The sequence below is a fragment of the Micromonospora sp. ANENR4 genome (assembly GCF_015354395.1).
In the GTDB taxonomy this organism is placed as follows: Bacteria; Actinomycetota; Actinomycetes; order Mycobacteriales; family Micromonosporaceae; genus Micromonospora; species Micromonospora aurantiaca.
The window spans coordinates 311,570-333,549 of the sequence record NZ_JADKYQ010000002.1 but is presented as its reverse complement, the minus strand read 5'-3'; the positions used below and the strand labels follow the sequence as shown (position 1 = coordinate 333,549).

General features: G+C 75.0%; 20 protein-coding genes. 12 read left to right on the top strand and 8 right to left on the bottom strand.

The window, feature by feature from the left end; genetic code table 11:
- Positions 1-3: 3 nt before the first annotated feature.
- The 4 genes from IRY44_RS04705 to IRY44_RS04690 all read right to left on the bottom strand — a co-directional run bounded on the left by IRY44_RS04705 (position 4) and on the right by IRY44_RS04690 (position 6,525).
- Positions 4-2,100, bottom strand: coding sequence for an APC family permease (locus tag IRY44_RS04705; RefSeq protein ID WP_194799237.1), 2,097 nt, complete (start codon positions 2,098-2,100; stop codon positions 4-6).
- Positions 2,101-2,163: 63 nt separating this feature from the next.
- Entirely contained in the window at positions 2,164-2,601 is a 438-nt protein-coding gene (locus IRY44_RS04700; RefSeq protein WP_194799236.1) for a hypothetical protein, read from the bottom strand.
- 96 nt (positions 2,602-2,697) lie between these two features.
- Positions 2,698-3,468, bottom strand: a complete 771-nt coding sequence (locus tag IRY44_RS04695) for a DUF5995 family protein (protein ID WP_194799235.1) — start codon at positions 3,466-3,468, stop codon at positions 2,698-2,700.
- Positions 3,469-3,585: 117 nt separating this feature from the next.
- On the bottom strand, positions 3,586-6,525 hold the full coding sequence (locus IRY44_RS04690; protein WP_194799234.1) for a helix-turn-helix transcriptional regulator: 2,940 nt from the start codon (positions 6,523-6,525) through the stop codon (positions 3,586-3,588).
- A 267-nt stretch (positions 6,526-6,792) separates the two neighbouring features.
- Between IRY44_RS04690 and IRY44_RS04685 the strand changes: the two genes are divergently transcribed.
- Complete coding sequence (locus IRY44_RS04685; protein WP_269697119.1) at positions 6,793-8,793, top strand: adenylate/guanylate cyclase domain-containing protein; 2,001 nt, start codon at positions 6,793-6,795, stop codon at positions 8,791-8,793.
- A gap of 80 nt (positions 8,794-8,873) precedes the next feature.
- Here IRY44_RS04685 and paaI read toward each other — a convergent pair whose 3' ends face one another.
- Both paaI and paaK read right to left on the bottom strand, forming a co-directional pair.
- The gene (paaI, locus tag IRY44_RS04680; RefSeq protein ID WP_194799232.1) at positions 8,874-9,281 is read right to left on the bottom strand and encodes a hydroxyphenylacetyl-CoA thioesterase PaaI; all 408 of its coding nucleotides are present in this window, start codon (positions 9,279-9,281) and stop codon (positions 8,874-8,876) included.
- Between the two features lies 1 nt (position 9,282).
- Positions 9,283-10,590, bottom strand: coding sequence for a phenylacetate--CoA ligase PaaK (gene paaK / locus IRY44_RS04675; RefSeq protein WP_194799231.1), 1,308 nt, complete (start codon positions 10,588-10,590; stop codon positions 9,283-9,285).
- Between the two features lie 213 nt (positions 10,591-10,803).
- Here paaK and IRY44_RS04670 point away from each other — a divergent pair, with 213 nt between their 5' ends.
- Positions 10,804-11,286, top strand: coding sequence for a CrcB family protein (locus IRY44_RS04670; RefSeq protein ID WP_194799230.1), 483 nt, complete (start codon positions 10,804-10,806; stop codon positions 11,284-11,286).
- Positions 11,283-11,645, top strand: coding sequence for a CrcB family protein (locus IRY44_RS04665; RefSeq protein ID WP_194799229.1), 363 nt, complete (start codon positions 11,283-11,285; stop codon positions 11,643-11,645). Before IRY44_RS04670 ends, IRY44_RS04665 begins: the two co-directional genes overlap by 4 nt.
- Positions 11,646-11,654: 9 nt before the next feature.
- Here IRY44_RS04665 and IRY44_RS04660 read toward each other — a convergent pair whose 3' ends face one another.
- Both IRY44_RS04660 and IRY44_RS04655 read right to left on the bottom strand, forming a co-directional pair.
- Entirely contained in the window at positions 11,655-11,987 is a 333-nt protein-coding gene (locus IRY44_RS04660; protein ID WP_120569611.1) for a hypothetical protein, read from the bottom strand.
- Between the two features lie 88 nt (positions 11,988-12,075).
- A complete protein-coding gene (locus IRY44_RS04655) occupies positions 12,076-13,335 on the bottom strand; it encodes an MFS transporter (RefSeq protein ID WP_194799228.1) in 1,260 nt (419 codons plus the stop codon).
- Positions 13,336-13,453: 118 nt separating this feature from the next.
- Between IRY44_RS04655 and IRY44_RS04650 the strand changes: the two genes are divergently transcribed.
- The 9 genes from IRY44_RS04650 to IRY44_RS04610 all read left to right on the top strand — a co-directional run bounded on the left by IRY44_RS04650 (position 13,454) and on the right by IRY44_RS04610 (position 21,945).
- Positions 13,454-14,443: a LacI family DNA-binding transcriptional regulator gene (locus tag IRY44_RS04650; protein ID WP_194799227.1), complete on the top strand. Its 990-nt coding sequence runs from the start codon at positions 13,454-13,456 to the stop codon at positions 14,441-14,443.
- A 371-nt stretch (positions 14,444-14,814) separates the two neighbouring features.
- The gene (locus IRY44_RS04645) at positions 14,815-15,279 is read left to right on the top strand and encodes a nitroreductase family deazaflavin-dependent oxidoreductase (protein WP_194799226.1); all 465 of its coding nucleotides are present in this window, start codon (positions 14,815-14,817) and stop codon (positions 15,277-15,279) included.
- A 145-nt stretch (positions 15,280-15,424) separates the two neighbouring features.
- On the top strand, positions 15,425-16,252 hold the full coding sequence (locus IRY44_RS04640; protein ID WP_228531451.1) for a DUF3153 domain-containing protein: 828 nt from the start codon (positions 15,425-15,427) through the stop codon (positions 16,250-16,252).
- A 138-nt stretch (positions 16,253-16,390) separates the two neighbouring features.
- Positions 16,391-16,735 carry a hypothetical protein gene (locus tag IRY44_RS04635; protein WP_194799225.1) on the top strand — a complete coding sequence of 115 codons (345 nt, stop codon included), beginning with the start codon at positions 16,391-16,393 and terminating at the stop codon, positions 16,733-16,735.
- Positions 16,736-16,748: 13 nt separating this feature from the next.
- Positions 16,749-17,357 carry a glycine zipper family protein gene (locus IRY44_RS04630; protein WP_194799224.1) on the top strand — a complete coding sequence of 203 codons (609 nt, stop codon included), beginning with the start codon at positions 16,749-16,751 and terminating at the stop codon, positions 17,355-17,357.
- On the top strand, positions 17,354-18,034 hold the full coding sequence (locus IRY44_RS04625; protein ID WP_194799223.1) for a carboxypeptidase-like regulatory domain-containing protein: 681 nt from the start codon (positions 17,354-17,356) through the stop codon (positions 18,032-18,034). Before IRY44_RS04630 ends, IRY44_RS04625 begins: the two co-directional genes overlap by 4 nt.
- Before the next feature lie 16 nt (positions 18,035-18,050).
- Positions 18,051-19,298, top strand: a complete 1,248-nt coding sequence (locus tag IRY44_RS04620) for a phage tail sheath subtilisin-like domain-containing protein (protein ID WP_194799222.1) — start codon at positions 18,051-18,053, stop codon at positions 19,296-19,298.
- Between the two features lies 1 nt (position 19,299).
- A complete protein-coding gene (locus IRY44_RS04615; RefSeq protein ID WP_013286679.1) occupies positions 19,300-19,782 on the top strand; it encodes a phage tail protein in 483 nt (160 codons plus the stop codon).
- A 1,404-nt stretch (positions 19,783-21,186) separates the two neighbouring features.
- Positions 21,187-21,945 (top strand): hypothetical protein, encoded by a 759-nt coding sequence (locus IRY44_RS04610; protein ID WP_194799221.1) that lies wholly within the window; start codon positions 21,187-21,189, stop codon positions 21,943-21,945.
- The last annotated feature ends 35 nt before the right edge of the window (positions 21,946-21,980 follow it).

Sequence of the window (21,980 nt, the reverse complement as noted above, 5' to 3'; positions counted from 1 at the left end):
GCCTCAGCCGCCGACGTGGATGCCGGGGCGGCGGGTCGGGTCCGGCTCGGACTTGCGGATGATCTCCCGCACCACGGGCGGGGTGTCGCCCCGGCCGAGGATGAGGTAGCGCAGCAGGTGCGCGATCGGGTTCCCCTCCGACCACTCGAAGTGGCAGTGCGGGCGTACGCCGGTGGCGTCGCGCAGCGCCAGCAGGATCGCGGCTATCGCGTTCGGCGCGGCCGGGCTGCTGGCGCGCAGGATCCGGTATCCGCCGGACTCCACCCCGTGCACCCGCAGCACCTGGCTGAACTGGGACGGGTCGCTCACGTCGATCTCCAGGAACAGCACGTCGGCGGCGCCCGGCACCGGGTTCATCGACCGTTGCGCCCGCTCCTTGACCCGGTACTCCTTGACCGACCCGCGCTGCCGCTTGTTGGCGATCAGGTGCAGCCGCCCGTCCCGGGCGACCGACTCGTCGACGAAGCGGCGGGCCGCCTCGTCGAACTCGATCCGCTCGGCGCGCAGCTCGGTGGTCCGGGTGACCCGGGAGATCAGCGACACCGCGATGATCCCGGCGATGAAGAACCCGGAGATGGTGATGCCGTCGGGCTTCTCCACCACGTTCTCCACCAGCGCGTACAGCAGCACGGCGGTGAGCAGCGCGAAGCCGGCCGCGGCGGCGCGGCTGCGGGCGCGCACCGCCGCGATGGTCACCGCTATCGCGCCGGAGACCATCATCGCGAGGATGCCCGTGGCGTACGCGCCGGCCTGGGCGTTCACGTCGGCGGAGAAGGCGATCGTGATGGCGATACTGATCGCGGTGTAGACCAGCACCACCGGGCGCACCGCCCGCCCCCACTCCGGGGCCATGCCGTACGACGGCAGGTAGCGGGGCACGATGTTGATCAGCCCGGCCATCGCCGAGGCGCCGGCGAACCAGAGGATGAGCACGCTGCTGATGTCGTAGACAGTGCCGAACGCCTCGCCGAGGTGCTCGTGGGCGAGGAAGGCCAGCGCCCGGCCGTTCGCCGGACCGCCCGGGTCGAACGCCTCGGGCGGGATCAGCACGGTGGTCACGAACGTGGTGGCGATCAGGTAGACCGACATGATCAGCGCGGCGGCGGTGAGCAGGCGGCGGGTGTTGCGGATCCGGGCGTCCAGCCGCCGCTGCGCGTCCTCCCCTTCGCCCCGCACCAGCGGCATCATGCTCACCCCGGTCTCGAACCCGGACAGGCCGAGCACCAGCAGCGGGAACGCGAGCACGCTGGTGACCAGGACGTCGCCGGGCCCGCCGGCGTCGGTCAGCCGGCCCATCCAGTCACCGAGCAGGCCCGGATCGGCGACGACCTCGGCCACCCCGGCGACCACCACCACCGCGTTCAACGCCAGGAACACGGCCACCAGCGGAATGGCGACCTGCACGGCCTCGCTGAACCCGAGCAGGAACACGCCGCCGAGCACGAGCAGCAGCGCCACGGTGACCAGCACCGCCGCGGTGCCGCCGTGCGGGAACGACCCCGGCAGCACCGGGTTCTCCAGCAGGTGCACGCTGGCGTCGGCGGCGGACAGCGTGATCGTGATGATCCACGAGGTGGCGACGAAGCCGAGCAGCACCAGCACGAAGATCTTGCCGCGCCAGAACGGCAGCAGCCGCTCCAGCATGGCCACCGAACCCTGCCCGTGCGGGCTCTCCCGGGCCACCCGGCGGTACATCGGCAGCATCCCGAGCAGCGTCAGCGCCACGATCAGCAGCGTGGCCAGCGGGCTGAGCGCGCCGGCCGCGACGGCGGCGATGCCGGGCAGGTAGGACAGCGTGGAGAAGTAGTCGACGCCGGTCAGGCACATCACCTGCCACCACGGGTGGGACCGGGTCTGGTGCTCGCGGACCTCCGGGCCGACCGGCTCGACCCGGTGGGCGAACAACCACCGGTGCAGGCGGCCCGCCGGTGCCGCCGGCCGCGTCGGGGCCGCCACCCGTTCCGGCAGCTCCGGCACGGTACGGCCGGCCCGCTCGGCGTGGTCGCCGTGCCGACCGGCCCGGGCCGCGGCGGCAGCGTGCGCCTCCCGGCGCCGCTCCCGCGTACGCCGGGGCTGTTCCGGCTCCCCCGCCTGCCCCATCTGCTCCCCTTCGTCCCTATGAAGACGGTAGGGGTTGTCCCGGGCGCGGCCCGGCCGAACCGGTCAAAGATCCGGTCCGCGGGTCAGCGCGGCGCGCACCGCCGCAGGGTCGGCCACCGTCACGGTGACCGCCGGGTGCCGCACCCAGGGGCCGGGGGCCAGCGCCGGCACCGGCTCGGCGAAGCGCAGGCAGAGCCCGCCGGCCACGCTGGTGCCGAAGGTCACCCCGCCGTCGGCCGCCGACAGGTGCGGGCCGATCGCCCGCCACCAGCGGTACGGCCCGCTCACCTCGGCTCCGGTCACGTTGCCCGGCGTGGTGCGCAGCAGCCACGGCCCGAACCGGACGACGAACGCGTCCGGGCCCCAGTCGAGCCAGGCCGTGGCGGGCCGGACGCCGAGCAGTGCCAGCGGCAGCCGGAACGCCGGGTCGAAGCGGAACGGGAAGCGGCGGGCCGGGCCCGGCGGGAACGCCCCGGGGCCGGCCGGTTCGTCTGGTGGCACGGCGCCGAGGTACCCGGTGCGGCGGGCTCGACACCCCCGGGCGGCGTTCCCGCGTCCCGCGCCCGGACGGCGGGACGCGGGAACCCCCCGTCCCGGCTACTGCAGGAACGCCCCGAGGGGCGACAGCAGCAGCCGGCCGAGCAGCGCGGCGTTGTCGTCCAGCCGCGTCCGCTCACACTCGCGGGCGTCCGGGTCGTGCCGGCAGCGCCAGATCTTCTGCGCGTTGCGCCAGGCCACGTTCCGGGTGTACTCCACCAGTTCGCCCTGGTACCAGTCGTCGATCTCGCCGTTCACCATGTCGATCATGAGCTGCCAGTTGTCCAGGTAGCCACGGCGCAGGTCCGGGATCCGCTCGGCGAAGATCTTGTTGATCTCCAGGTAGTCGCGGTGCTGGTCGCTGCCGTCGATCGGCTCGGACTCCAGGCTGTCGAACGTGGTCACCAGCGCGAACGGCAGGTCGTAGTTGATGTGCGCGTTGACGCCCGCGGCGGCCGACGGCAGCGGTCGGGCGTCCGGGCCGCGCATCCGCTTGAACAGGCACGACCACGCCTTCGGGGTGCTCGGGCTGGAGTCGGTCCAGAACCGCAGCGCCTCGAAGTAGCGGGCCGCGAACTCCACGTCCAGCCGGGCCAGGAACGCCGGGTCGCAGAACCGGTCGTCGTACAGGCCGTCGAGCACGGTGCTGGTGATGACCAGGTAGAGCTTGTTGAAGTCGGCGAGCGGGCAGCTCTCCTCCAGCGGCGGCAGCCGGACCAGCAGGTCCTGCAGCTTGGTCAGATGGTCCACGACCGCCGGCACGTCGGCGGGGTGGTCGGCGAGCAACCCGACGATGTCCTGGTGCACAGGACCCCAGACCGGTTCGGTCATCTCTCCTCCACCGCGCCCCCGGCGCCCCCACGACGCCACCACCCCTGTTCCGCGGGACAGCCTGCCAGGCGCCGTCCACCCGGCGGATCCGTCGAACGACGTATTGGCGACGTACGCCTACTCCACGCCGTTGCGCAGGAAGATGGCGCTGGCCTGCACCCGCGTGCGTACCTGGAGCTTGTCGAAGATGTGCGAGACGTGGACGCCGATGGTCCGCTCGCTGATGAACAACCGCTGGCCGATCTCCCGGTTGGTCAGCCCCTCGGCGACCGCGGCGAGCACCTCCCGCTCCCGGGCGGTGAGCGTCGCCAGCTCGTCCACCGCCGGTCCGGCGGGCGCCGCCGCCCGCTGCCGGGGCACCGGCGCGGGATCCGGCGCGGCGTCCAGGGGCACCCGGGCCCGCGAGGCGATGGTACGGATCTCCGCGGTCAGCGGCACCGCGCCGAGCGACTGGGCCATTGCGTACGCCCGGTGCAGCAGCTTGCCGGCGGTGGCCACCCGGCTGCGGCGGGCCAGCAGCGCCTCGGCCTGCCGCAACCGCGAGTACGCCGCCGGGTAGGGGTGGTTGCGCCGGTCCCATTCGAGCGCGGAACGCTCCCACAGCGCCGGGTCGCCACGGCCGTCGTCGAGCCGGCTCAGCTCGGCGTCGCAGAGCGCGAGGAACCCCTCGGCGACGTACCGCACCGGCGCGCCCGCCTTGGCGCTCTTGCCGGTCACCCGGTCGACCACCTCGCGCAGCCGGCGTACCGCGTTGGGGTCCACCTCGATCGTCCGGCCGGCCGCCGCCTCGGCCTCCGCGCGCAGCCCGTGCCAGGCCAGCGTGGCCAGCACGATCACGTCGTCGGAGCGGCTCTCGGTCAGGCCCCGCTGCACCGCCTGCCGGGCCAGGTCGTGCCGGCCCTGCCACATGGCCAGGCCGGCGCGCAGGATGAGCATCGGCAGCACGTGCCGGGCGCCGCCGCCGGCCAGCACCGTCGCCACCGCCTCCAGATCGCGGTCGGACGCCTCGACGTCGCCGTACCCGACGGAGAGCCGGCACCGGGCCAGCAGCAGCTCGACCGCGTCGGCCCCGGAGGGACGGTGCCGCAGCGCGGCGGCGACCACCTTCTCCGCCTCGGCCCACTGCCCCACCCGGAACAGCCCGTTCGTCGCCACCGCCAGCAGCCGGGTCTCCCAGGTGCGGCCGAGCCCCAGCTCGGCGACCCGGTCGGCGCCCCGGCGGGCCACCACCACCCCCTCCTCGAGGATGTTCAGCGGGCCGGTGAGCAGCTCGGCCAGGTGCAGATACGCGCAGGCCACGTCCTCCGGCCGGCCGGACCGTTCGGCGGTGTCCAGCGCCCGGCGCATCACCGCCAGCCCGGCGGCCGGATCCTCCAGGAACGCCTCGCTGAACCCGAGCGCGGCGCTGGCCATCACCACCTCGGAGGTGGTACCGGGCACGTCGGCGGCGAGCGTGAGGGCCTCCCGGGCCTGGTCACCGGCCTCGGCGTAGCGGCCCAGGTGCAGCAGCAGCTCGGCCAGCCGGGCGGCGGCCGTGCACCGCTCCCGCGGCGTGCAGTCGGGCGAGTCCAGCACCTGCCGGTACTCCTGCTCGGCGGGGGCGGACCGGCCGGCCGCGGCCAGGTAGCGGGCCCGGCGGATACGCAGCGCGCAGACCGGCGGGCCGGACGGGTCGTCGGCCAGCTCCTCCAGCAGCGTCAGGGCGCGGGCGTGCTCACCGCTGTGGTGCGCGGCCTCGGCGGCGTGGCTGAGCAGCTCGGCCCGGTCCACCTCGACCGGCTCGGGCCGCGCCCCGTCGGGCAGCACGGCGGCCGGCTCGGTGGCCAGGGTCAGCGCGGCGGACCAGTGGCGGTGCGCCTCGGCGTACCCGTGCAGCCGTTCCGCCTCGCGGGCCGCGGCCATCGCGGCGGGCAGCGCCCGGCCCGGCTCCCCCGCGTGCCGCCAGTGGTGGGCCAGCCGGGCCTGGTGCAGCTCGGCCGGTACGGCGGTGAGCGCCTCGGCGTAACGGCGGTGCAGCGCGGCCCGCTCGGCGGGCAGCAGTTCGTGGGCCAGGACCTCGGCGACCAGCCGGTGCCGTAGCCGGTAGCCGTCGTCGGCGCCGACCAGCAGCCGGTGCGCGACCGCCTCCCGGACCGCGTCGAGCAGCTCGTCCTCGGGCAGCCGCACCACCTGGGCCAGCAGCCAGTGTTCGACCGGCTCGACGCCGACCGCCACCGCGTGCACCACCGCGTGCGCCGGCTGCGGCAGCGCGTCGACCCGGTCGAGGAACACCTCGCGCAGCGTGTCGGAGAGACCGTCGCGGCCGTCGCGCCGGTCGCGGGCCAGTTCCTCCACCACGAACGGGTTGCCGCCGCTGCGCTGCCAGAGCTGGTCGGCGGCCTCCGGCGGCAGCGGCGCGCCGACCACGGCGGCGGCCAGCTCGTCGGTGGCGGACCGGTCCAGCGGCAGCAGGTCGATCACCCGTACCGAGCGCAGCCGGCGGAGCTCGGTGAGCACCCGGCGCAGTGGATGCGCGCCGCGCAGCGACTCCGCCCGGATCGCCGCCAGCACGGAGAGCTGGAGGTCGCCGAGGCCGGCCAGCAGGTAGAGCAGGAGCTGGCGGGTGCTGCGGTCGACCCACTGCAGATCGTCGAGGACGAGCACCAGCGGCCGTCCGCCGGCCACCACGTGCAGGCCCTGCGCGACGCGTTCCAGCAGCGCACCGGCCCCGTCCGGGCCGGGGGTCTCCTCGTCGAAGACCTGCAACACCCCGCGGATCGCCGAGGTGGTGCGCGCCTCGGACTGCTCGGCCTCGAGCCGGCGCAGCGCCTGCCGTACCGGATGCAACGGCGAGGCGTCTCCGATGTCGAGGCAGGTGCCGGTGAGCACCAGCGCGCCGGTCTGCCGCAGCTGCTCGCCGACCTCGGTCAGCAGGCGGGTCTTGCCCACTCCGCTCTCTCCGGTGAGGAACACCGCGCCGGTCTGCCCGGGCCGCAGGTCGTCGTAGAGCGCCGACCGCAGCGTCGCCATCGTCCCGGTACGGCCGACGAGCGGTGCCGTGTCCACGTCGCTGGCCATGGAACGCAGCCTAGTCACAGGTCCCCGCACCGTTCTACGGCCTCCGGGCCGGACTCGTACCTCTCGCGTCGACTACACGACTAATGGTTGCGGGTGCCCGACATACGTCGTCCTACAGATCCCCCGAGAACCCGGTGGTGAAAGTCTGCGGAGGTCGTCGGGCACCGCTATCGGGAAAGGGTGGGTGCGATGTTGATCACCACGCCCGTGGGGAGTCGGGAAGCCGTCATCGCGGCGTGCCGGCCGGTGCCCGAGGAACGACGGATCGTGACCGTCCTCTTCGTCGACATCGTGGGCTCGACCCGGCTGGTCGAGCAGCTCGACCCGGAGGACGTGCGCGCCTTGCAGCGCGCCTACTTCGGCACCGTCGCCTCGGTGCTGCGCCGCTGGCGGGGCGTGGTGGAGAAGTACGTCGGCGACGCGGTGATGGCGCTGTTCGGCGCGTCCGGTTCGGACGGTCTCGACGCGTACCGGGCGGTGCGGGCCGGGTTGGACATCCAGGCCGCGCTGGCGCGGCGGCGCCCGGCCGGCGTCCGGCTGAGCGTGCGGGTCGGCGTGGCGACCGGTGAGGTGCTGCTGGACCTGGCCGGGGTCCGCGACGGCGGCCACGGCGCGGCCAGCGGCGCGGTGATCACCACGGCGGCCCGCCTCCAGGAGCACGCGCCGCCCGGCGGGGTCGTGGTCTGCCCGGCCACCCGGGACGCGGTGGCGGGGCTGGTCGAGCAGCGTCCACTCGCCACCCTGACGCTCGCCGGCAAGACGCTTCCGCTCGACGTGTGGCGGGTGACCGGGCCGGCCGGGAGCCGGCCGGCCCGGCACCGCGTCCCGCTCGTGGGCCGCCGCCGGGAGCTGGCGAGCGCGGCCGACGAGGTGACCCGGGCGCTCCGCGAGCGGCGTCCCCGCTGGATCTCACTGGTCGGCCCGCCGGGCAGTGGCCGCAGCCGGCTGCTGCACGAGGTGACCCGCGCCGTGTCGAGCGTGGACGGCGTGCCGGTGCGCCGGCGGGTGACGGCCTGCCCGCCGTACCCGTGCGGGGAGCTGGCGCCCCTGGCCGGCCTGGTGCGGCCCCGGCCGGACGCGACGGGCGTGGACGGCCCGGGCGACGTGCTGGCGGCGTTCCTGGCCACGCCGGACGACGACACGGTGGCGCAACGCGCCGTGGTCGCCTGCCGCGAGGCGCTGCTCGGCCTGGCCGCCGAGGCGCCGGTGGTGGTCGCGGTGGACGACCTGGACCGGGCCGCCCCGGCGCTGCGCCTGTTCCTGCAGCAGCTCCACGTGGCGGCCGGTGAGCGGGGACTGCCGCTGGCGGTGGTCACCACCTGCGGATCCGGCTCGGCCGACCCGCTGCCCGCGCCGGCGCGGCGGATCCCGCTGGAGCCGCTGGGCCCGCTGGACACCGGGCGGCTGCTGCGGCACCTGCTCGACCGGGCCGGGCGGCCGGCCGCGCTCGCCGCGCGGCTGGTGACGCTCGTCGGCGGCAACCCGGCGGTCGCGGCTGCGTACGCGGGCGCGGAACCGTCCGGCGTACCCGCCGCCGCGCGCCGCCTGGTGGACGCCCGGCTGGACCGGCTCGACGGTACGCACCGGGCGGTGCTGCTGGCCGCTGCCGCTCACGGCGGTCCGGCCGGGGCCCCCGCGGTGGAGGCGATGCTCGGCTGGCCCGCCGGCCGGGCCGAGCCGGTACTGCGGGAGCTGGCCGCGGCGGGGCTCCTGTACCCGGTCGCGGCGGGCGGCTGGGCGGTCGACGCGCTGGTGGCGCGAGTGACCGCGCTGCGGCTGTCCCGTGCGGTACGGGCGGACTTCGCCCGCCGCCTGCGTGCCGCGAAGGACACCGCTGCCGGCCGTGTGCCGGGAGCGGCGACCGGCGTCCCGTCCCGGGGCGCCGGCGAGCGGGAGGTCTGCCCGCTCGGGGCGGGGCGGTCGCGCCGGTCGGGTGGAGGGGCCCGACCGGCGCCCGTCCCGCCGGACCGGACCGATGCCTGCGACACGGCGCCCGGGCAGCCGGGCCGGGCCGGCGGACTCCCGGCGGAGCCCGGACGGGCGGGCCAGCCGGTGCGTGCCGGACCGGCCGCCGCCGCGACACGGATCGTCCCGGGTGTCAGGGCGTGGCCGGGGTCGTCGTCCACGGTCGCGGCGCGGCCCGGGCGGTCCGATCCGGCACCTGTGGTCACGGCGTGGCGGGAACGGCGGACCGGTCCGCCCGGGCGGGTGGGCCGGAACCGGCGAAGAACCGAGCCCGGCGGGCACGCGCTCGGGCTGGCGGCATGACGTCCGGGTCGGAGCGGGCACGGGGCCACTCCGGCCCGGACGTCACTCGGCGGGCAGGTCGGCCGGGCGGGCCGGACGGATCAGTCGCGGGCGATGGTGCGGCTGCGGCCCCGGAACTCGGCCACCACCTCGTCGCCGCGCCGTACCGTCACGTCGTAGATGCCGCTGCGGCCGTGCCGGACCCGCTCGGTGGCGTACGCCTCCAGGAGGTCGCCCTCGCGTACCGGGCGCAGGAAGCTGATCTCGCCGCCGGCCGCCACCGTCGCCGGGCCGTGGCTGTTGCACGCCAGCGCGAACGCGGTGTCGGCGAGCAGGAAAACGAAGCCGCCGTGCCCGATCGCGTGCCCGTTGAGCATCGACGGGGTGACCCGCATCCGGGCCACCGCCGCGCCGTCGCCGGCCGAGACGAGCTCGATGCCGAGCCCCTTGGACGCCACGTCGGCGTCGAACATGTCGTGCGCCGCGGTACGGCCGCCGTCACCGCTCATCTCAGGACTCCCGCCGCTGGTCGACGATGCGGCGCATCTTGCCCATCGAGCGTTCCACCCCGTCCGGCTCGACCACCCGTACCGCCACCGACACTCCGATCGTGTTCTTGACCTGCTCGACCAGCGTCGCGCCGGCCCGCTCGGCCTCGTCGGCGGCGGCGCCCGCCCGCCGCTCCACGTGCACGGTGAGCGTGTCGAGCCGGCCCCGCCGGTCGAGCACGCACTGGAAGTGCGGCGACAGGGCCGGGGTACGCAGGATCAGCTCCTCGATCTGGGTCGGGAAGACGTTCACCCCCCGGACGATCATCATGTCGTCGGTACGTCCGGTGATCTTCTCGATCCGGCGCATCGGGCGGGCGGTGCCGGGCAGCAGCCGGGTCAGGTCGCGGGTGCGGTAGCGGACCACCGGCATGGCCTCCTTGGTCAGCGACGTCAGCACCAGCTCGCCCCGCTCCCCGTCGGGCAGCACCTGGCCGGTCATCGGGTCGATGATCTCCGGGTAGAAGTGGTCCTCCCAGAGGTGCAGGCCGTCCTTGGTCTCCACGCACTCGACCGCCACGCCGGGGCCCATCACCTCGGACAGGCCGTAGATGTCCAGCGCGTGCATGTCGAGGCGCTGCTCCAGCTCGCGGCGCATGTCCTCGGTCCACGGCTCGGCGCCGAAGATACCCACCCGCAGCGAGGTGGTGCGCGGGTCGACGCCCTGGCGTTCCATCTCGTCGACGATGGCGAGCATGTAGCTCGGGGTCACCATGATGACCTCCGGCTCGAGGTCGCGGATCAGCATCACCTGGCGCTCGGTCATGCCGCCGGACACCGGGACGACGGTGCAGCCCAGTTCCTCGGCGCCGTAGTGCGCGCCGAGGCCACCGGTGAACAGCCCGTAGCCGTACGCGACGTGCACCCGGTCGCCGTGTCGGCCCCCGGCGGCGCGGATCGAACGGGCCATGAGCGTCGCCCAGGTGGCCAGGTCGGCGCGGGTGTAGCCGACCACTGTGGGACGGCCGGTCGTGCCGGAGGAGGCGTGCAGCCGGGCGACCCGCTCGCGGGGCACCGCGAACATGCCGAACGGGTAGTTCTCCCGCAGCTCCGCCTTCGTGGTGAACGGGAAGCGGGCCAGGTCGGCCAGTTCACGCAGGTCATCGGGGTGCGCGCCGAGGGCGTCGAAGGCGCGCCGGTAGTGGGGCACGTTGTCGTACGCGTGCCCCAGCGAGTGCCGCAGCCGGTCCAGTTGCAGCGCGCGCAGCTCGTCGACGCCGATCCGCTCGACGGGATCCAGCTCGTCCGGACGGGGCGTGCGCTCCTCCACGGTGACCTCCTGGCACGACGGGCCCCGGACGCCGCGCGCCGGGCGCTGCGCCCACCGTACGCCCGCCACCCCGTCCCCCACCCCCCTCCCCCGCGATCTTGCACTTGCCGCCCCTCGGGTGCCCCCCTTCGCACCCTTTGCCGGGGCCGAAACCGCAAGATCGCCGGGAGCGGGGCGAGGGGCGGGAGGGCGGGGTTATGCTCTCGGGTGCTGGTGGGAGGTGTCGTGTCGGATCCCCGGGTCGATCCGGATGTCGACCTGCGCGTACCGGCGGACCGGTCGGAACTGTCCGCGCACCCGGCGGCCGTGCTCGGCGTGATCGCCGGCGGTGGCGTGCTCGGTGCGCTGGCCCGGGCCGGCGCGCAGGCCGCGGTGCCGCAGCAGCCCGGCGAGTTCCCGTGGGCCACGTTCGCCGTCAACGTCGCCGGGTGCCTGCTCATCGGCGTGCTGACGGCGGTGCTCGCCGCCCGCCCGGCCCACCCGCTGACCCGGCCGTTCCTCGGGGTCGGCGTGCTCGGCGGGTTCACCACGTTCTCCGCGTACGCGGTCGACGCGCAGCGGCTGCTGACCGACGGCGCGGCCGGTACGGCGGGCGTCTACCTGGCCGCGACGATGCTCGGCGCGCTGGCGGCGGTCGTCGCCGGGGACACGGTGACCACCCGGCTGCTGCCCGCCCGGGACGGGGGCCGACGGTGACCGTTCTGCTGATTGCGCTCGGCGCCGCGATCGGCGCGCCGCTGCGCTACCTGACCGACCGGGCGGTGCAGGCCCGGCACGGCTCGCCGTTCCCGTGGGGCACGCTCACCGTCAACGTGGCCGGGTCGCTGCTGCTCGGCGGCCTGCTCGCGGCACCCGTCGACCCGGGCGTGACAGCGCTGGCCGGCACGGGCTTCTGCGGCGCGCTGACCACCTGGTCCACGCTCAGCTACGAGACGCTGCGCCTGGCCCGCACCGGGAAGCGCCACCTCGCGTACGCGAACGTGGCGCTCAGTGTGGCCGCCGGCCTGGGCGCGACGTTCCTCGGCTACGCCGTCGTCACCGCGCTGACCGGCTGACCGCGCCGGTCAGCGGGCCCGCCGTTCCGGGTGGGCCCGGTTCCATGCCCGCATCCGCTCCGGGTAGCCGGTGCGGGCCGCCTCGTACAGCGGCACCGCGTGCTTCTGGGCGATCCGCCCGGCGACGCGGGGCGAGCCGGTACGGCGGCGGATCCACTCGCCGTCGTGCGCGATGGCGACGACTGTGGTGTCGGTGGCGGTGGTCTCCGGTTCCAGGTAGAACTCGACCCCGCGCCGGCTGGTGACGAACGCCTCCAGCTGCGCCAGGTCCTCCTTGGTCGCCTCGCGGTCGAGCTTCGTGGGCGTCGTCGGGTCGGCGGCCCGGCGGCTGAACCAGCCCATGCCCGCCTCCTCTCCTCGGCGTTCGCTCCAGTGCAGCACGCCCGCCTGGCAGGCGGCTGGGAGCACGGTGGGAGTCGGCTGGAGCGGCTCAGCCGACCTTCGCCGCCGGGGTGCCGGCCTGCGCGTCCGGCGCGGCGGGGCGTTCCCGCAGCACCGGCACCAGCGCGAGCGTGGGCAGCAGGAGCAGCGGCACCACGACGAGCGCGGACAGCACGCCGAAGTGGTCGCCGAGGAAGCCGAGCAGCGGCGGCCCGGCCAGGAAGGCGGTGTAGCCGATCACCGCGACCACGCTCACCCGGGCCGGGGCCTTGTCCTCGTCGTCGGCGACGGCGCTCATCCCGACCGGGAAGCCGAGCGAGGCACCGAGTCCCCACAGCGCGACGCCGGCCACCGCGAGGGGGCCGTTCCCGGCCAGTACGGCGAGCGCCGCGCCGGCGGACGCCATCGCGATGGTGGTGAACAGCACCGGCACCCGGCCCCACCTGTCGATGGCGACGGTGCCGACGGTGCGGCCGATCGTCATGCCCACCACGAACACGCCGAACACTGCGGCGCCGACCGCCTCGTCGACCCCGTACCCGTCCACGAACGCCACCGCGAGCCAGTCGTTGGCACTGCCCTCGGTGAACGCCATGACCAGCACGAGCAGCCCGATCAGCAGCGTGCGGGGCTCGCGCCAGGCGGCCAGCAGCGCCTGCCGCCGGGCCGCCGGCTCCCCGGCCCCGGCCGCCTCGGCGGTAGCCGCGAGGAACGCCCGGGCGCCGACCAGCGTGCCGGCCAGGATCAGCACGGACAGGACCGGCAGGTGTACGCCGACGGGTACGCCGAAGTGCGCGGCGCCGGCGCCGAGCCCGGCCCCGGCCACCGAGCCGAGGCTCCAGGCGGCGTGAAACCGGGGCAGGATGGTGCGACCGAGGCGCTTCTCCACCGCGGCGCCCTCGACGTTCATGGCCACGTCGCACAGGCCGGAGCCGAAGCCGAACGCGGCGAGCCCCAGCCCGACGCCGGCGGCCCATCCGGCCAGGCTGGCGGCGAGACCGGCCACGGTCAGGCCGAGCGCGACGAGCACGACCGAGACGGCCACCGTGCGCGCCGGCCCGAGCCGTTGGGTGACCAGGCCCGCGGTCGGCATCGCCAGCAGGGAGCCCGCCGAGGCGCAGAGCAGCAGCAGGCCGAGCCCGCCCGGGTTGAGGTCGAGCGCGTCCTGAGCCGCCGGAACCCGGGAGAACCAGCTCGCCACCGCGAGCCCGTTGAGGGCGAAGACGGCGGCGACGCCGTTACGGGCGGTCAGCACCGCCCGGGGCGCCGGTGGCCGCTTGCCGGCCGGTGCGTCGATGGTGCTGCTCACGGTGCGGTGGTCCCTTCCCCCGTCTGGTTCTCGACGACAATCGCACACCTGAGAGCGCTTCCACCACAAGCGCCGTTAAGGCTTCGCCCATCCACGCCGGAGCAGGCATGATGCGGACATGGGTACGCCGACCGCACGTCCCGCCACGCTCGAAGACGTCGCCCGCGACGCCGGGGTGTCCCGGGCCACCGCCTCCCGGGTGCTCGGCGGCTACGGGTTCGCCTCGGCGGACGCCCGCGCCCGGGTGCGGGCCGCCGCCGAGCGCCTCGACTACGTGCCGGATCTCGCGGCCCGGTCGCTGGTGCGCGGGGCCGGGGTACGCCTGGTGGTGGCCGTGGTGGGCCGCGACGACACCGTGCTGGACGACCCGTACGTGCATCGGGTGGTGGGCGCGGCGTCGCGGGTGGGCGCGCCGCACGGCGTCGGGGTGGCGCTGGAGTGGCTGCCGCTGGCCGACCCGTCGGGGCTGGCGCGGCTCGGCGCGGACCGGGGCGTTTGCGGGGTCATCCTGGTCAACACGACCCAGGCCGCGCTGGACGCGGTGCCGCCGAGGCTGCGCGGCCGGGTCGTCTCGATCGGTCAGGGCTCGCCGGCGGTGCCCTCGTTCGACGTCGACAACGCCGGCGGCGCGGGCGAGGTGCTGCGTCACCTGTACGCCACCGGCCGCCGCCGCATCGTCATGGTCACCGGGCCGCGCTGGCTGAGCTGCGCGGAGCGCTCGGTGACCATGTACCGGGAACTGATGCGGGAGTCGGGGGCGCCGGAGCGGCTGGTCACCGGCGACTTCACCACGGCGCGGGGCGGCCGGGCGGCGCTGGAGGCGCTGCGCCGGTGGCCGGACGCCGACGCGGTCTACGCGGCCAGCGACGCCACCGCGTTCGGCGTGATCGCCGCGCTGCGCGGGCGCGGCGTGCGGGTGCCGCACGACGTGGCGGTGGCCGGGTTCGACGACCTGCCGTACGCGGCGATCAGCAGCCCGCCGCTGACCACCGCGACCCACCCGGTGGACCGGATCGCGGCCGCCGCGGCCACTGCCGTGCTGACGCGCGAGCCGGCCGCCCCGAGCACCGCGTTCCCGTCGACGCTTGTCGCCCGGGAGAGCGCCTGAGCGCCGGTCGGTGCCCGGCGGCCGCGGCGTCGACCCGGTCGGGGATCGTGTCGTCGTCGCCGGCGTCCACGGCGCGCAGCAGGTGGACGGCGGTGTCCCGGACCTGACCGGTCACCATCGCCAGGGGCAGCGTGGCGTCGCCGGTGAACAGCCGCCCGGCGCTCCGGACGGCGTCCAGGCGTCGCCCGCCGCGCGGACGGCCCGGCCGAGGGTACGAAGCGCATCACCCATCTCGGCCTGGACGGGCGTACCGCCACTCAGGGGCGTCCGGTGGCGGGCGGTTCACGCTGCGGTGACGCGTTACGGGCCGGTCGGCCCTGGCCGCCGCCGGGCGGACGTCCGTCAATGGGTACGGGAGAAGGAGAGGTCCGATGGGCGGGGTCATGACGTGGATGTACCGGGGCGGCCGGCCGAACCGGCTGGCCCGGATGATGAACGCGCTGTCGGCCTGGCAGTACGGCGCCGGCCTCGCCCCCCGGCACTGGGTGACGATGGAGGTGCCGGGCCGTCGCACCGGCCGGATCGTCTCGGTGCCGATAGTGGTCGCCGACCTCGACGGCGAGCGGTACGTGGTGTCGATGCTGGGCGCGGGTGCCAACTGGGTGGCGAACGTGCGTGCCGCGGACGGGCGGGTGGTGCTGCGGCGCCGCCGCCGCGAGCCGGTGCGGCTGGTCGAGGTGCCGGTGGCGCAGCGGCCGGCGATCCTGCGGCGGCACCTGGCGCTGGCCCCCGGTGCCCGGGCGCACGTGCCGGTGGACCGGCACGCTCCGCTCGCCGAGTTCGCCCGCGTCGCCGCGGACATCCCGGTGTTCCGGGTCGTGGCGGGCACCGGATGAGAACATCCGGACACAACATTCCAGAATATCGAGCGCGACGGTTTCCCGGGGTCGGCCGAATGGGAGAGACGGCCGGTAAGATCGGCGACACGAAGGCGGCTGATCGCTGACTGTCGCGCCCGCCGCGGGCGCTCACACTTGCCGCATGAATACGAGACTCCGCCGCAGCCGGGCATTCGGCCTCGCGGTGTGTCTCGCCCTCGTGGCGATAATGAGCGGCTGCATGCAGCTCAATCTCGGGCTGACCGTGAACGACGACGACACCGTCTCCGGCCAGCTCCTGCTCACCGCACCGAAGTCCGTGCTCAAGCAGCGGAACCCGGATCCGGCGGTGGCGTTCGCCGAACTGCGGCCGAACATTCCCTCACTTCCGCCCGGGGCGGAGACCCGGTACGAGGACGCCACCTCGTACGGCATTCAGATCACGTACCGGAAAACGCCACTGGCACAATTCACGAGCGAAAGTGTGAATCTCGCCCGGGACGAGGATCTCATTCGCTTCTCGCTCCCGCTGGACCCGAAGAAATACGGCGGCAAGTTCGGGCAGCAGGATCCGCGCCAGCAACAGGCGTTCATGACCTTGATGGCGTTCGAGATCTCGGTGACGTTCCCCGGCCGGGTGCTCGACACCAACGGCACGGTCACCGGACGCTCGGTCAGCTGGAAGGTGATCGCCAACCAGCCCAAGCCGGCCGAGTTGCGCGCCGTCGCCCAGGCGCCCCCGCCGCCCGCCACCAGCCCGGCCGCCGTGGTGACCGGGAACGGTTCCTTCCCCTGGGTGCCGGTCGTCGGCGGCGTGGTCGTCCTGCTGCTGGCCGTCGCCGCGGTGGTCGTGCTCCTGCTGCGCCGCCGGGGCTCCCGCGGCGGCCCGGACGCGACGGCGACCGCCGGCCCGGGTGCACCCGCCGGCCCCGCGCCTGCCGCCACCACGGGCCCGGCCGCACCGGTACCACCCGGCGGTCCGCCGGTCTGAGACCCACCGACCACCGACGGCGCCCGCGCCGGCGGCCCACCAGCACACCGGGCGGAACCCGGGTCCAGTGAATCCGGTCGCCGCCGCACCACTCCACCCCGACCGCACCACCGCACCATCGAAAAGAGGGGGATCGCCGTGAACGATCTCTTCACCTGGGCCGCCCTGGGCAGCCTCACCGGCGCCAGCGCCGCCACCCTGCTCGCCACGAACGTCATCGGCGGGCTGATCGGACCGAGCGGCGACAAGGCGCGCAAGTGGATCGCGCTGGGCTTCGCGCTCCTGCTGTCCTACCTGACCGCCGCGTTCGCCACCGACGCCGGCCCGGAGAAGTGGATCATCGCGTTCTTCAACGGTCTGGTGATCTTCTCCGCCGCGCTCGGCATCAACCAGCTCCCCCCTGGCAACCGGCAGCCCACGCAGGCGTCGCCGAGCCAGCTCGCCCAGGGGCGCGAGCCCCGCTACGTCCGCTCCTGGGTCTGAGAGAGGTGACCCCATGATCTTCGGCATCCTCAGCGCCGCCGTCCAGGTCGTCTTCGGCGCCCTGCTCGGGCAACTCGCCGCCGGCACCGTCGGGCTGCTGGTCGGCGCGGTCGTCGGACTGCTCCTCGGCGCGCCCTTCGGCTGGGCGTCCGCCTCCGCCGGGACGTACGGCGCCGACCCGAAGGGGATCTTCCTCTTCGTCGTCGACCACACCTGGAGCCTGCTCAACACGTTCGCCGGGGCGCTCTTCCTGGCCCTGCACCTGGTCTTCGGCCACCAGCTCGACCGGATCGTCTCGGCCGGCAGCGGCCGGGTCAACGTCGTCGAGGGCGTCTCCCCCCGGTACGCCACCACCATCGGCACCGTCTGCGCCGGGTCCAGCCCGGGCATCCAGCGGCACGAGGACGTGCACGTGTTCCAGGCCCGGCTGCTCGGCCCGTTCTACCTGCCGCTGGTGGCGCTCAACTACGTGCTGTTCACCGTCGCTCCGGTGTGGCTGCTCTGGCACGACCACACCAACGCGCCGATCAACCGGTTCACCCGCTACTTCGAGATCGGCGTCTACCCGCACGTGTGGAACGAGGCCATCGCGTACCGCATCCAGGGGACGCCACCGCGATGACCGGCGCGATCGAGGCGGCCGTCGCGGACGTCGCGAGCTGGCTGGCCGGGGCCGCGGGTGAACCCGTACCGGTCGGTCCGCCGCGCGACGACCCCGGCGGCGGTCTCACGGTCTGGCCGCTGGAACTGCGACCGGCCCGGCAGACCGCGACCGGCGGCGCGACCCGCGAGCCGTACCGGTTCGTGGTCCGCCTGCTTGTGGCGGGTGGCGGGCCGGCGGCGCTGGCGGCGCTGGACCGGGTGCTCGCCGCCGCCACCACGGCGGGCCGGCCCGAGCTGGTGCTGGCCGCCGGCGACCCGGCGTTGTGGCGGGCGCTCGGCGTGGCGCCCCGGCCCGCGCTGCTGCTGGACGCGCCGGCCCGGGTGGAGCGGCCGGTCCCGGTCGCGCCGCCGGTACGGCAGCCGCTGCGGTTGCGGCAGCTCGGCATGCGCACGCTGCACGGACGGGTGGTCGGGCCGCAGGACCAGCCGCTCGCCGCCGTCCGGGTGGAACTGGTGGGCGCCGCCCAGGCCACCGAGACCGACGCCGCCGGCCGGTTCCGGCTGGCCGGCGTGCCGCACGACCCCGACGCCCCGGACGCCCCGGTGCGGATCCGGCTGGTCGGCGCGGGACGCGTCCACACCGCCGAACTCGATCCGGACGGCGACGGGCTGATCGTCGTCCGCGCGCCCGACTGACGTCCGAGGAGGACCGATGCCCACCTACTTCTCCCCCGGCATCTACGTCGAGGAGGTGCCCAGCGGGGCCCGCCCGATCGGGCCGGTCGGCATGAGCACCGCCGCGTTCGTCGGGGTCGCACCCGACCGCGGCGCCCACGTCGGCGAGGCGCTGGCGGTGAACAGCTGGACCGAGTTCCTGCGGCTGTACGCCGACGGCGAGCACCTGGAGAGCACCCCGCTGGCCCGCGCCGTGTTCGGCTTCCTGGACAACGGCGGCACCCGCTGCTGGGTCGTCAACGTCGGCGAGGGCGGCCGGCTCACCGGCACCGGCGGGCGGCGCGGCGGCCTGGAACTGCTGGAGGCGATCGACGAGATCTCCATCCTGGCTGCGCCCGGCTACCACGATCCGGTCTCGCACGAGGCCCTGATCAGCATGGCCGAGCGGCTGCGCACCATGGTGGCGATCTGCGACCCGCCGCCGGAGGTCACCGACGTCTCGCGACTCACCCGCGTCGCCACGCCGGGCCGGCCGCCCAAGCCCGCGTCGTCCGGGTCGTCCGACAAACCCGCCGAGGGTACGCCGGGCGACGCCGACGACGAACCGCCCGGCACCGGCGGCGACCGGCCCCGGCAGTCGGACTTCGCCACCTTCTACTTCCCGTGGATCCGGGTCCGCGACCCGCTCAGCGGCGACCTCGTGCTCACCCCGCCGAGCGGGCACGTCGCCGGCATCTGGGCCCGCACCGACGCGCTGCGCGGCGTGCACAAGGCGCCCGCCAACGAGCCGGTACGCGGCGCCGTCGACCTCGCGTACCGGGTGACCCGGCCGGAGCACGACGTGCTCAACCCCAAGGGCGTCAACGTGATCCGGTTCTTCGCCGGGGAGGGCATCCGGCTGTGGGGCGCCCGTACGCTCGCCGCCGAGGCAAGCGAGTGGCGCTACCTGAACGTGCGGCGGCTGTCCATCTCCATCGAGCAGGCCATCGCGGGCGGCACCCGGTGGATGGTGTTCGAGCCGAACGACTTCACGCTGTGGCGCTCGATCCGCCGCGACATCGGCGCGTTCCTCACCCGGGTGTGGCGCGACGGCGCGCTGCTCGGCCGTACGCCCGAGGAGGCGTTCTTCGTCAAGTGCGACGAGGAGACCAACCCGGCCGACGTCCGCGACGCCGGAATGGTGGTGGCGCACATCGGCATCGCCGTGGTCAAGCCCGCGGAGTTCGTGGTGTTCAAGCTGAGCCAGTGGGCCGGCGGCACCGAGACCAAGACGATCGGAGGCTGACATGCCCACCACTGCGACGCCGCAGCCGGGCGCACCCGTCGACCCGTACCGGGCGTACCACTTCAAGCTGCTCATCAACGGCATCACCAATGGGCACTTCACCGAGGTCAGCGGCTTCGAGGTGGCGATTCCGGCGCTGTCGTACCGGGAGGCGGGCAACGAGCGCATCCGGGCCGTGCCGGGCCAGGTCGAGTACGCCCCGGTCACCCTCCACTTCGGCCTGACCAGCTCGCGGGAGCTGTGGGACTGGGTGAACGCGGCGGCGAAGGGCACCGTCAACCGGCGCAACGTGTCGGTGGTGCTGCTCGACCCGGCCGGCACCGCCGAGGTGCTGCGCTGGAACATGATCAACGCGTGGCCGACCCGGTGGCGGGGCGCGCATCTGAACACCCTGTCGCAGGAGATCGCCATCGAGGCGCTGACCCTGGCGTACGAGGGCCTGGAGCTGGAGGCCGGCGGTGCCGCCGCCCCGGCGACCGCGTGACCGGCTGGCCCGCGTCCTGCGGGCCACCGCGGATCGCCTGTCCGGACCGGCCCCGGCCGAGGACGCGCCATCCTCCCCCGGACAGCCGCCCGAGCACTGGCGGCTGCTGGTGGCGGCGCACGCCCCCGGCCTGCTGCGCGACCTTCCGCCCTCCGCTCCTCCCCCGCGCTCCGACGATCGGCGCCAGAGGAGCCGGTGGCGCTGGATGGCACGTTTGATCAACGGACTCGCCGCTTTCCGCAACAGCCCGCCGAGATCTTGGTACGAAAGGGCCCCTATGGGGGCCGCTTCCTACCAAGATCTTCCGGAGGTCCTGGGAGGCGGGACGGGGATCTCGGGAAGCGGGAACTCGGGGCCGGGGCACGGTGCGCGGTCGCCGGGAGCGACGAGTGCCGAGTGGGAAGTGAGCGGGGCGACGCCTTCCACGCCGACGCCGGGCGCCCGGTCCCGCTCGGACGGGGCCTCGCGGTCGTGGGACAACGGGGCGTCTGCGGGTGAACCCGCGAACCGGTTCGTGACGGAGCAAATCGGCGTGGCCGGGGCACCGGAGAGGACGAGAGCGGCGCGTATGTCGGACCGGACCGGATCACCGAGCGCCGTCGGTCCGACCGGTACCACAAGCACCACGGAAGCCATCGGTGGCGCGCCCCCGGCACGATGGCCGGCGGTGACTCGCGCCCTCAGGCCGGCCCTCACCGGCACGAGGAGCGCGAGCAGCGACGGCACCGAGAGCACCCGCACCGGTCGGTCCACCGACCCGGGCGTGCCCGCTGGCACCGCCGGGCCCGTACACCCCGCCGGCAGCCGGGACACGATCGGATCGCCGGGTCGCGTGAGATCCGGCGAATCGGACCGGCCGTCACCGTCCGAGCGGAGGCCCGACCCCGATCGGGTGGACCCGCTCCGGAACCTCCCACAGGTCGACCGGAGCCGGCCGACGCGCAGGGACGACATCGCCGGAGCGGACGTGCCGTCCGATCGAGGGGACATGCCCCCGCTCGCCTTCGCGGCTGCGCCATCGTCGTTGCCGCGCGGACCGGCCGCACGCACCAAGGGCGGTCGAACCGGATCAGCGAACGGTCGCGACGGGACAAGGGACGGATCCGTCGCCCAGTACCCGGGGCGCGCCGCCGCTTTGCCGTACCCGGGCGGACACGACCCGGCGTCCGGGGAGAGGCAGGGGCGGTGGCCCGCGCGTCCCACGTACAGCGGCCCGTGGCCGACCCTGCCGGACGGTTCCGACCCGATCCGCGCGACGGGTCAGGTGGCGACCGGGATGGCCGAGGGCGGCGGGACGCAGGCGGTCCCGTGGCCGATGCTCCCGGCCGAACCGGCGTGGCTACCGGCACGGACGACGCCTTGGAGCGACACGGCCCGGCTGGACCGGGAACAGGCGGGTGACTGATGGAACGCGTCGCCTTCCTCGTGGACGAGTCCGGCACCCGGGTCGACTGCCTGCTCAACCCGGAGACCGTGCAGGTGACCCGGCTGGCCGGAGTACGCCCGCGCGGCGGACCGGACGGGTCGCTCACCGGCGCCGGGCTGGCCGACGACCCGCTCGTCTTCACCGGCGGCGGGCGTACCGAGCTGGTCCTGGACCTGCTCTTCGACGTCGACTTCGTGGAGTCCCCGGCCCGGCCGGAGGACGTCCGCGCGCTGACCCGGCCGCTGTGGATGCTGGCGGAGAACTCGGCGGTCGAGCACGGCTGGCTGCGCCCGCCGCTGGTCCGCCTGGTGTGGGGCAAGACCTGGAACGTCCCCGGCGTGATCACCGCGATCGCGGAACGCTTCGACGCGTTCACCCTCACCGGTACGCCCCGGCGGTCCTGGCTGCGGTTGAAGCTGGTCCGCGTCGCGGAGGGCGCGGAGGCGGCGCGCGCCGGATTCGAGGAGGAACTGGCCGCCGCGAGCACACCCGTCGTCGCGCCCGGGTCGGCGGTGGTCGCCGCCGCCGACGGCGCGGCCGAGCCGGGCTGGTCCGGGGTGCGCTTCGACCTGCTCGCCCACGACGCGCTGGGTTCGCCGCTGCGGTGGCGGCTGCTCGCCGAGCACAACCGGATCACCGACCCGCTCACCGTGCCCGCCGGCACCGCGCTCGCCGTCCCGCCGGTCGGCGCCGCCACCGTCGCGCCGGACGCCGTCACCACGGGAGGCACCCCGTGACCCGCCACGCGGCCAGTCCGGCGCGGCGAGCGGCC

What these genes read in the sequence shown, in the direction of transcription:
- IRY44_RS04690 (WP_194799234.1), bottom strand. Translation starts at nt 6,525, where the DNA reads ATGGCCAGCGACGTGGACACGGCACCGCTCGTCGGCCGTACCGGGACG.
- paaI (WP_194799232.1), bottom strand. Translation starts at nt 9,281, where the DNA reads ATGAGCGGTGACGGCGGCCGTACCGCGGCGCACGACATGTTCGACGCC.
- IRY44_RS04695 (WP_194799235.1), bottom strand. Translation starts at nt 3,468, where the DNA reads ATGACCGAACCGGTCTGGGGTCCTGTGCACCAGGACATCGTCGGGTTG.
- IRY44_RS04620 (WP_194799222.1), top strand. Translation starts at nt 18,051, where the DNA reads ATGCCCACCTACTTCTCCCCCGGCATCTACGTCGAGGAGGTGCCCAGC.
- IRY44_RS04610 (WP_194799221.1), top strand. Translation starts at nt 21,187, where the DNA reads ATGGAACGCGTCGCCTTCCTCGTGGACGAGTCCGGCACCCGGGTCGAC.
- IRY44_RS04650 (WP_194799227.1), top strand. Translation starts at nt 13,454, where the DNA reads ATGGGTACGCCGACCGCACGTCCCGCCACGCTCGAAGACGTCGCCCGC.
- IRY44_RS04615 (WP_013286679.1), top strand. Translation starts at nt 19,300, where the DNA reads ATGCCCACCACTGCGACGCCGCAGCCGGGCGCACCCGTCGACCCGTAC.
- IRY44_RS04660 (WP_120569611.1), bottom strand. Translation starts at nt 11,987, where the DNA reads ATGGGCTGGTTCAGCCGCCGGGCCGCCGACCCGACGACGCCCACGAAG.
- IRY44_RS04645 (WP_194799226.1), top strand. Translation starts at nt 14,815, where the DNA reads ATGGGCGGGGTCATGACGTGGATGTACCGGGGCGGCCGGCCGAACCGG.
- IRY44_RS04625 (WP_194799223.1), top strand. Translation starts at nt 17,354, where the DNA reads ATGACCGGCGCGATCGAGGCGGCCGTCGCGGACGTCGCGAGCTGGCTG.
- IRY44_RS04640 (WP_228531451.1), top strand. Translation starts at nt 15,425, where the DNA reads ATGAATACGAGACTCCGCCGCAGCCGGGCATTCGGCCTCGCGGTGTGT.
- IRY44_RS04630 (WP_194799224.1), top strand. Translation starts at nt 16,749, where the DNA reads ATGATCTTCGGCATCCTCAGCGCCGCCGTCCAGGTCGTCTTCGGCGCC.
- IRY44_RS04705 (WP_194799237.1), bottom strand. Translation starts at nt 2,100, where the DNA reads ATGGGGCAGGCGGGGGAGCCGGAACAGCCCCGGCGTACGCGGGAGCGG.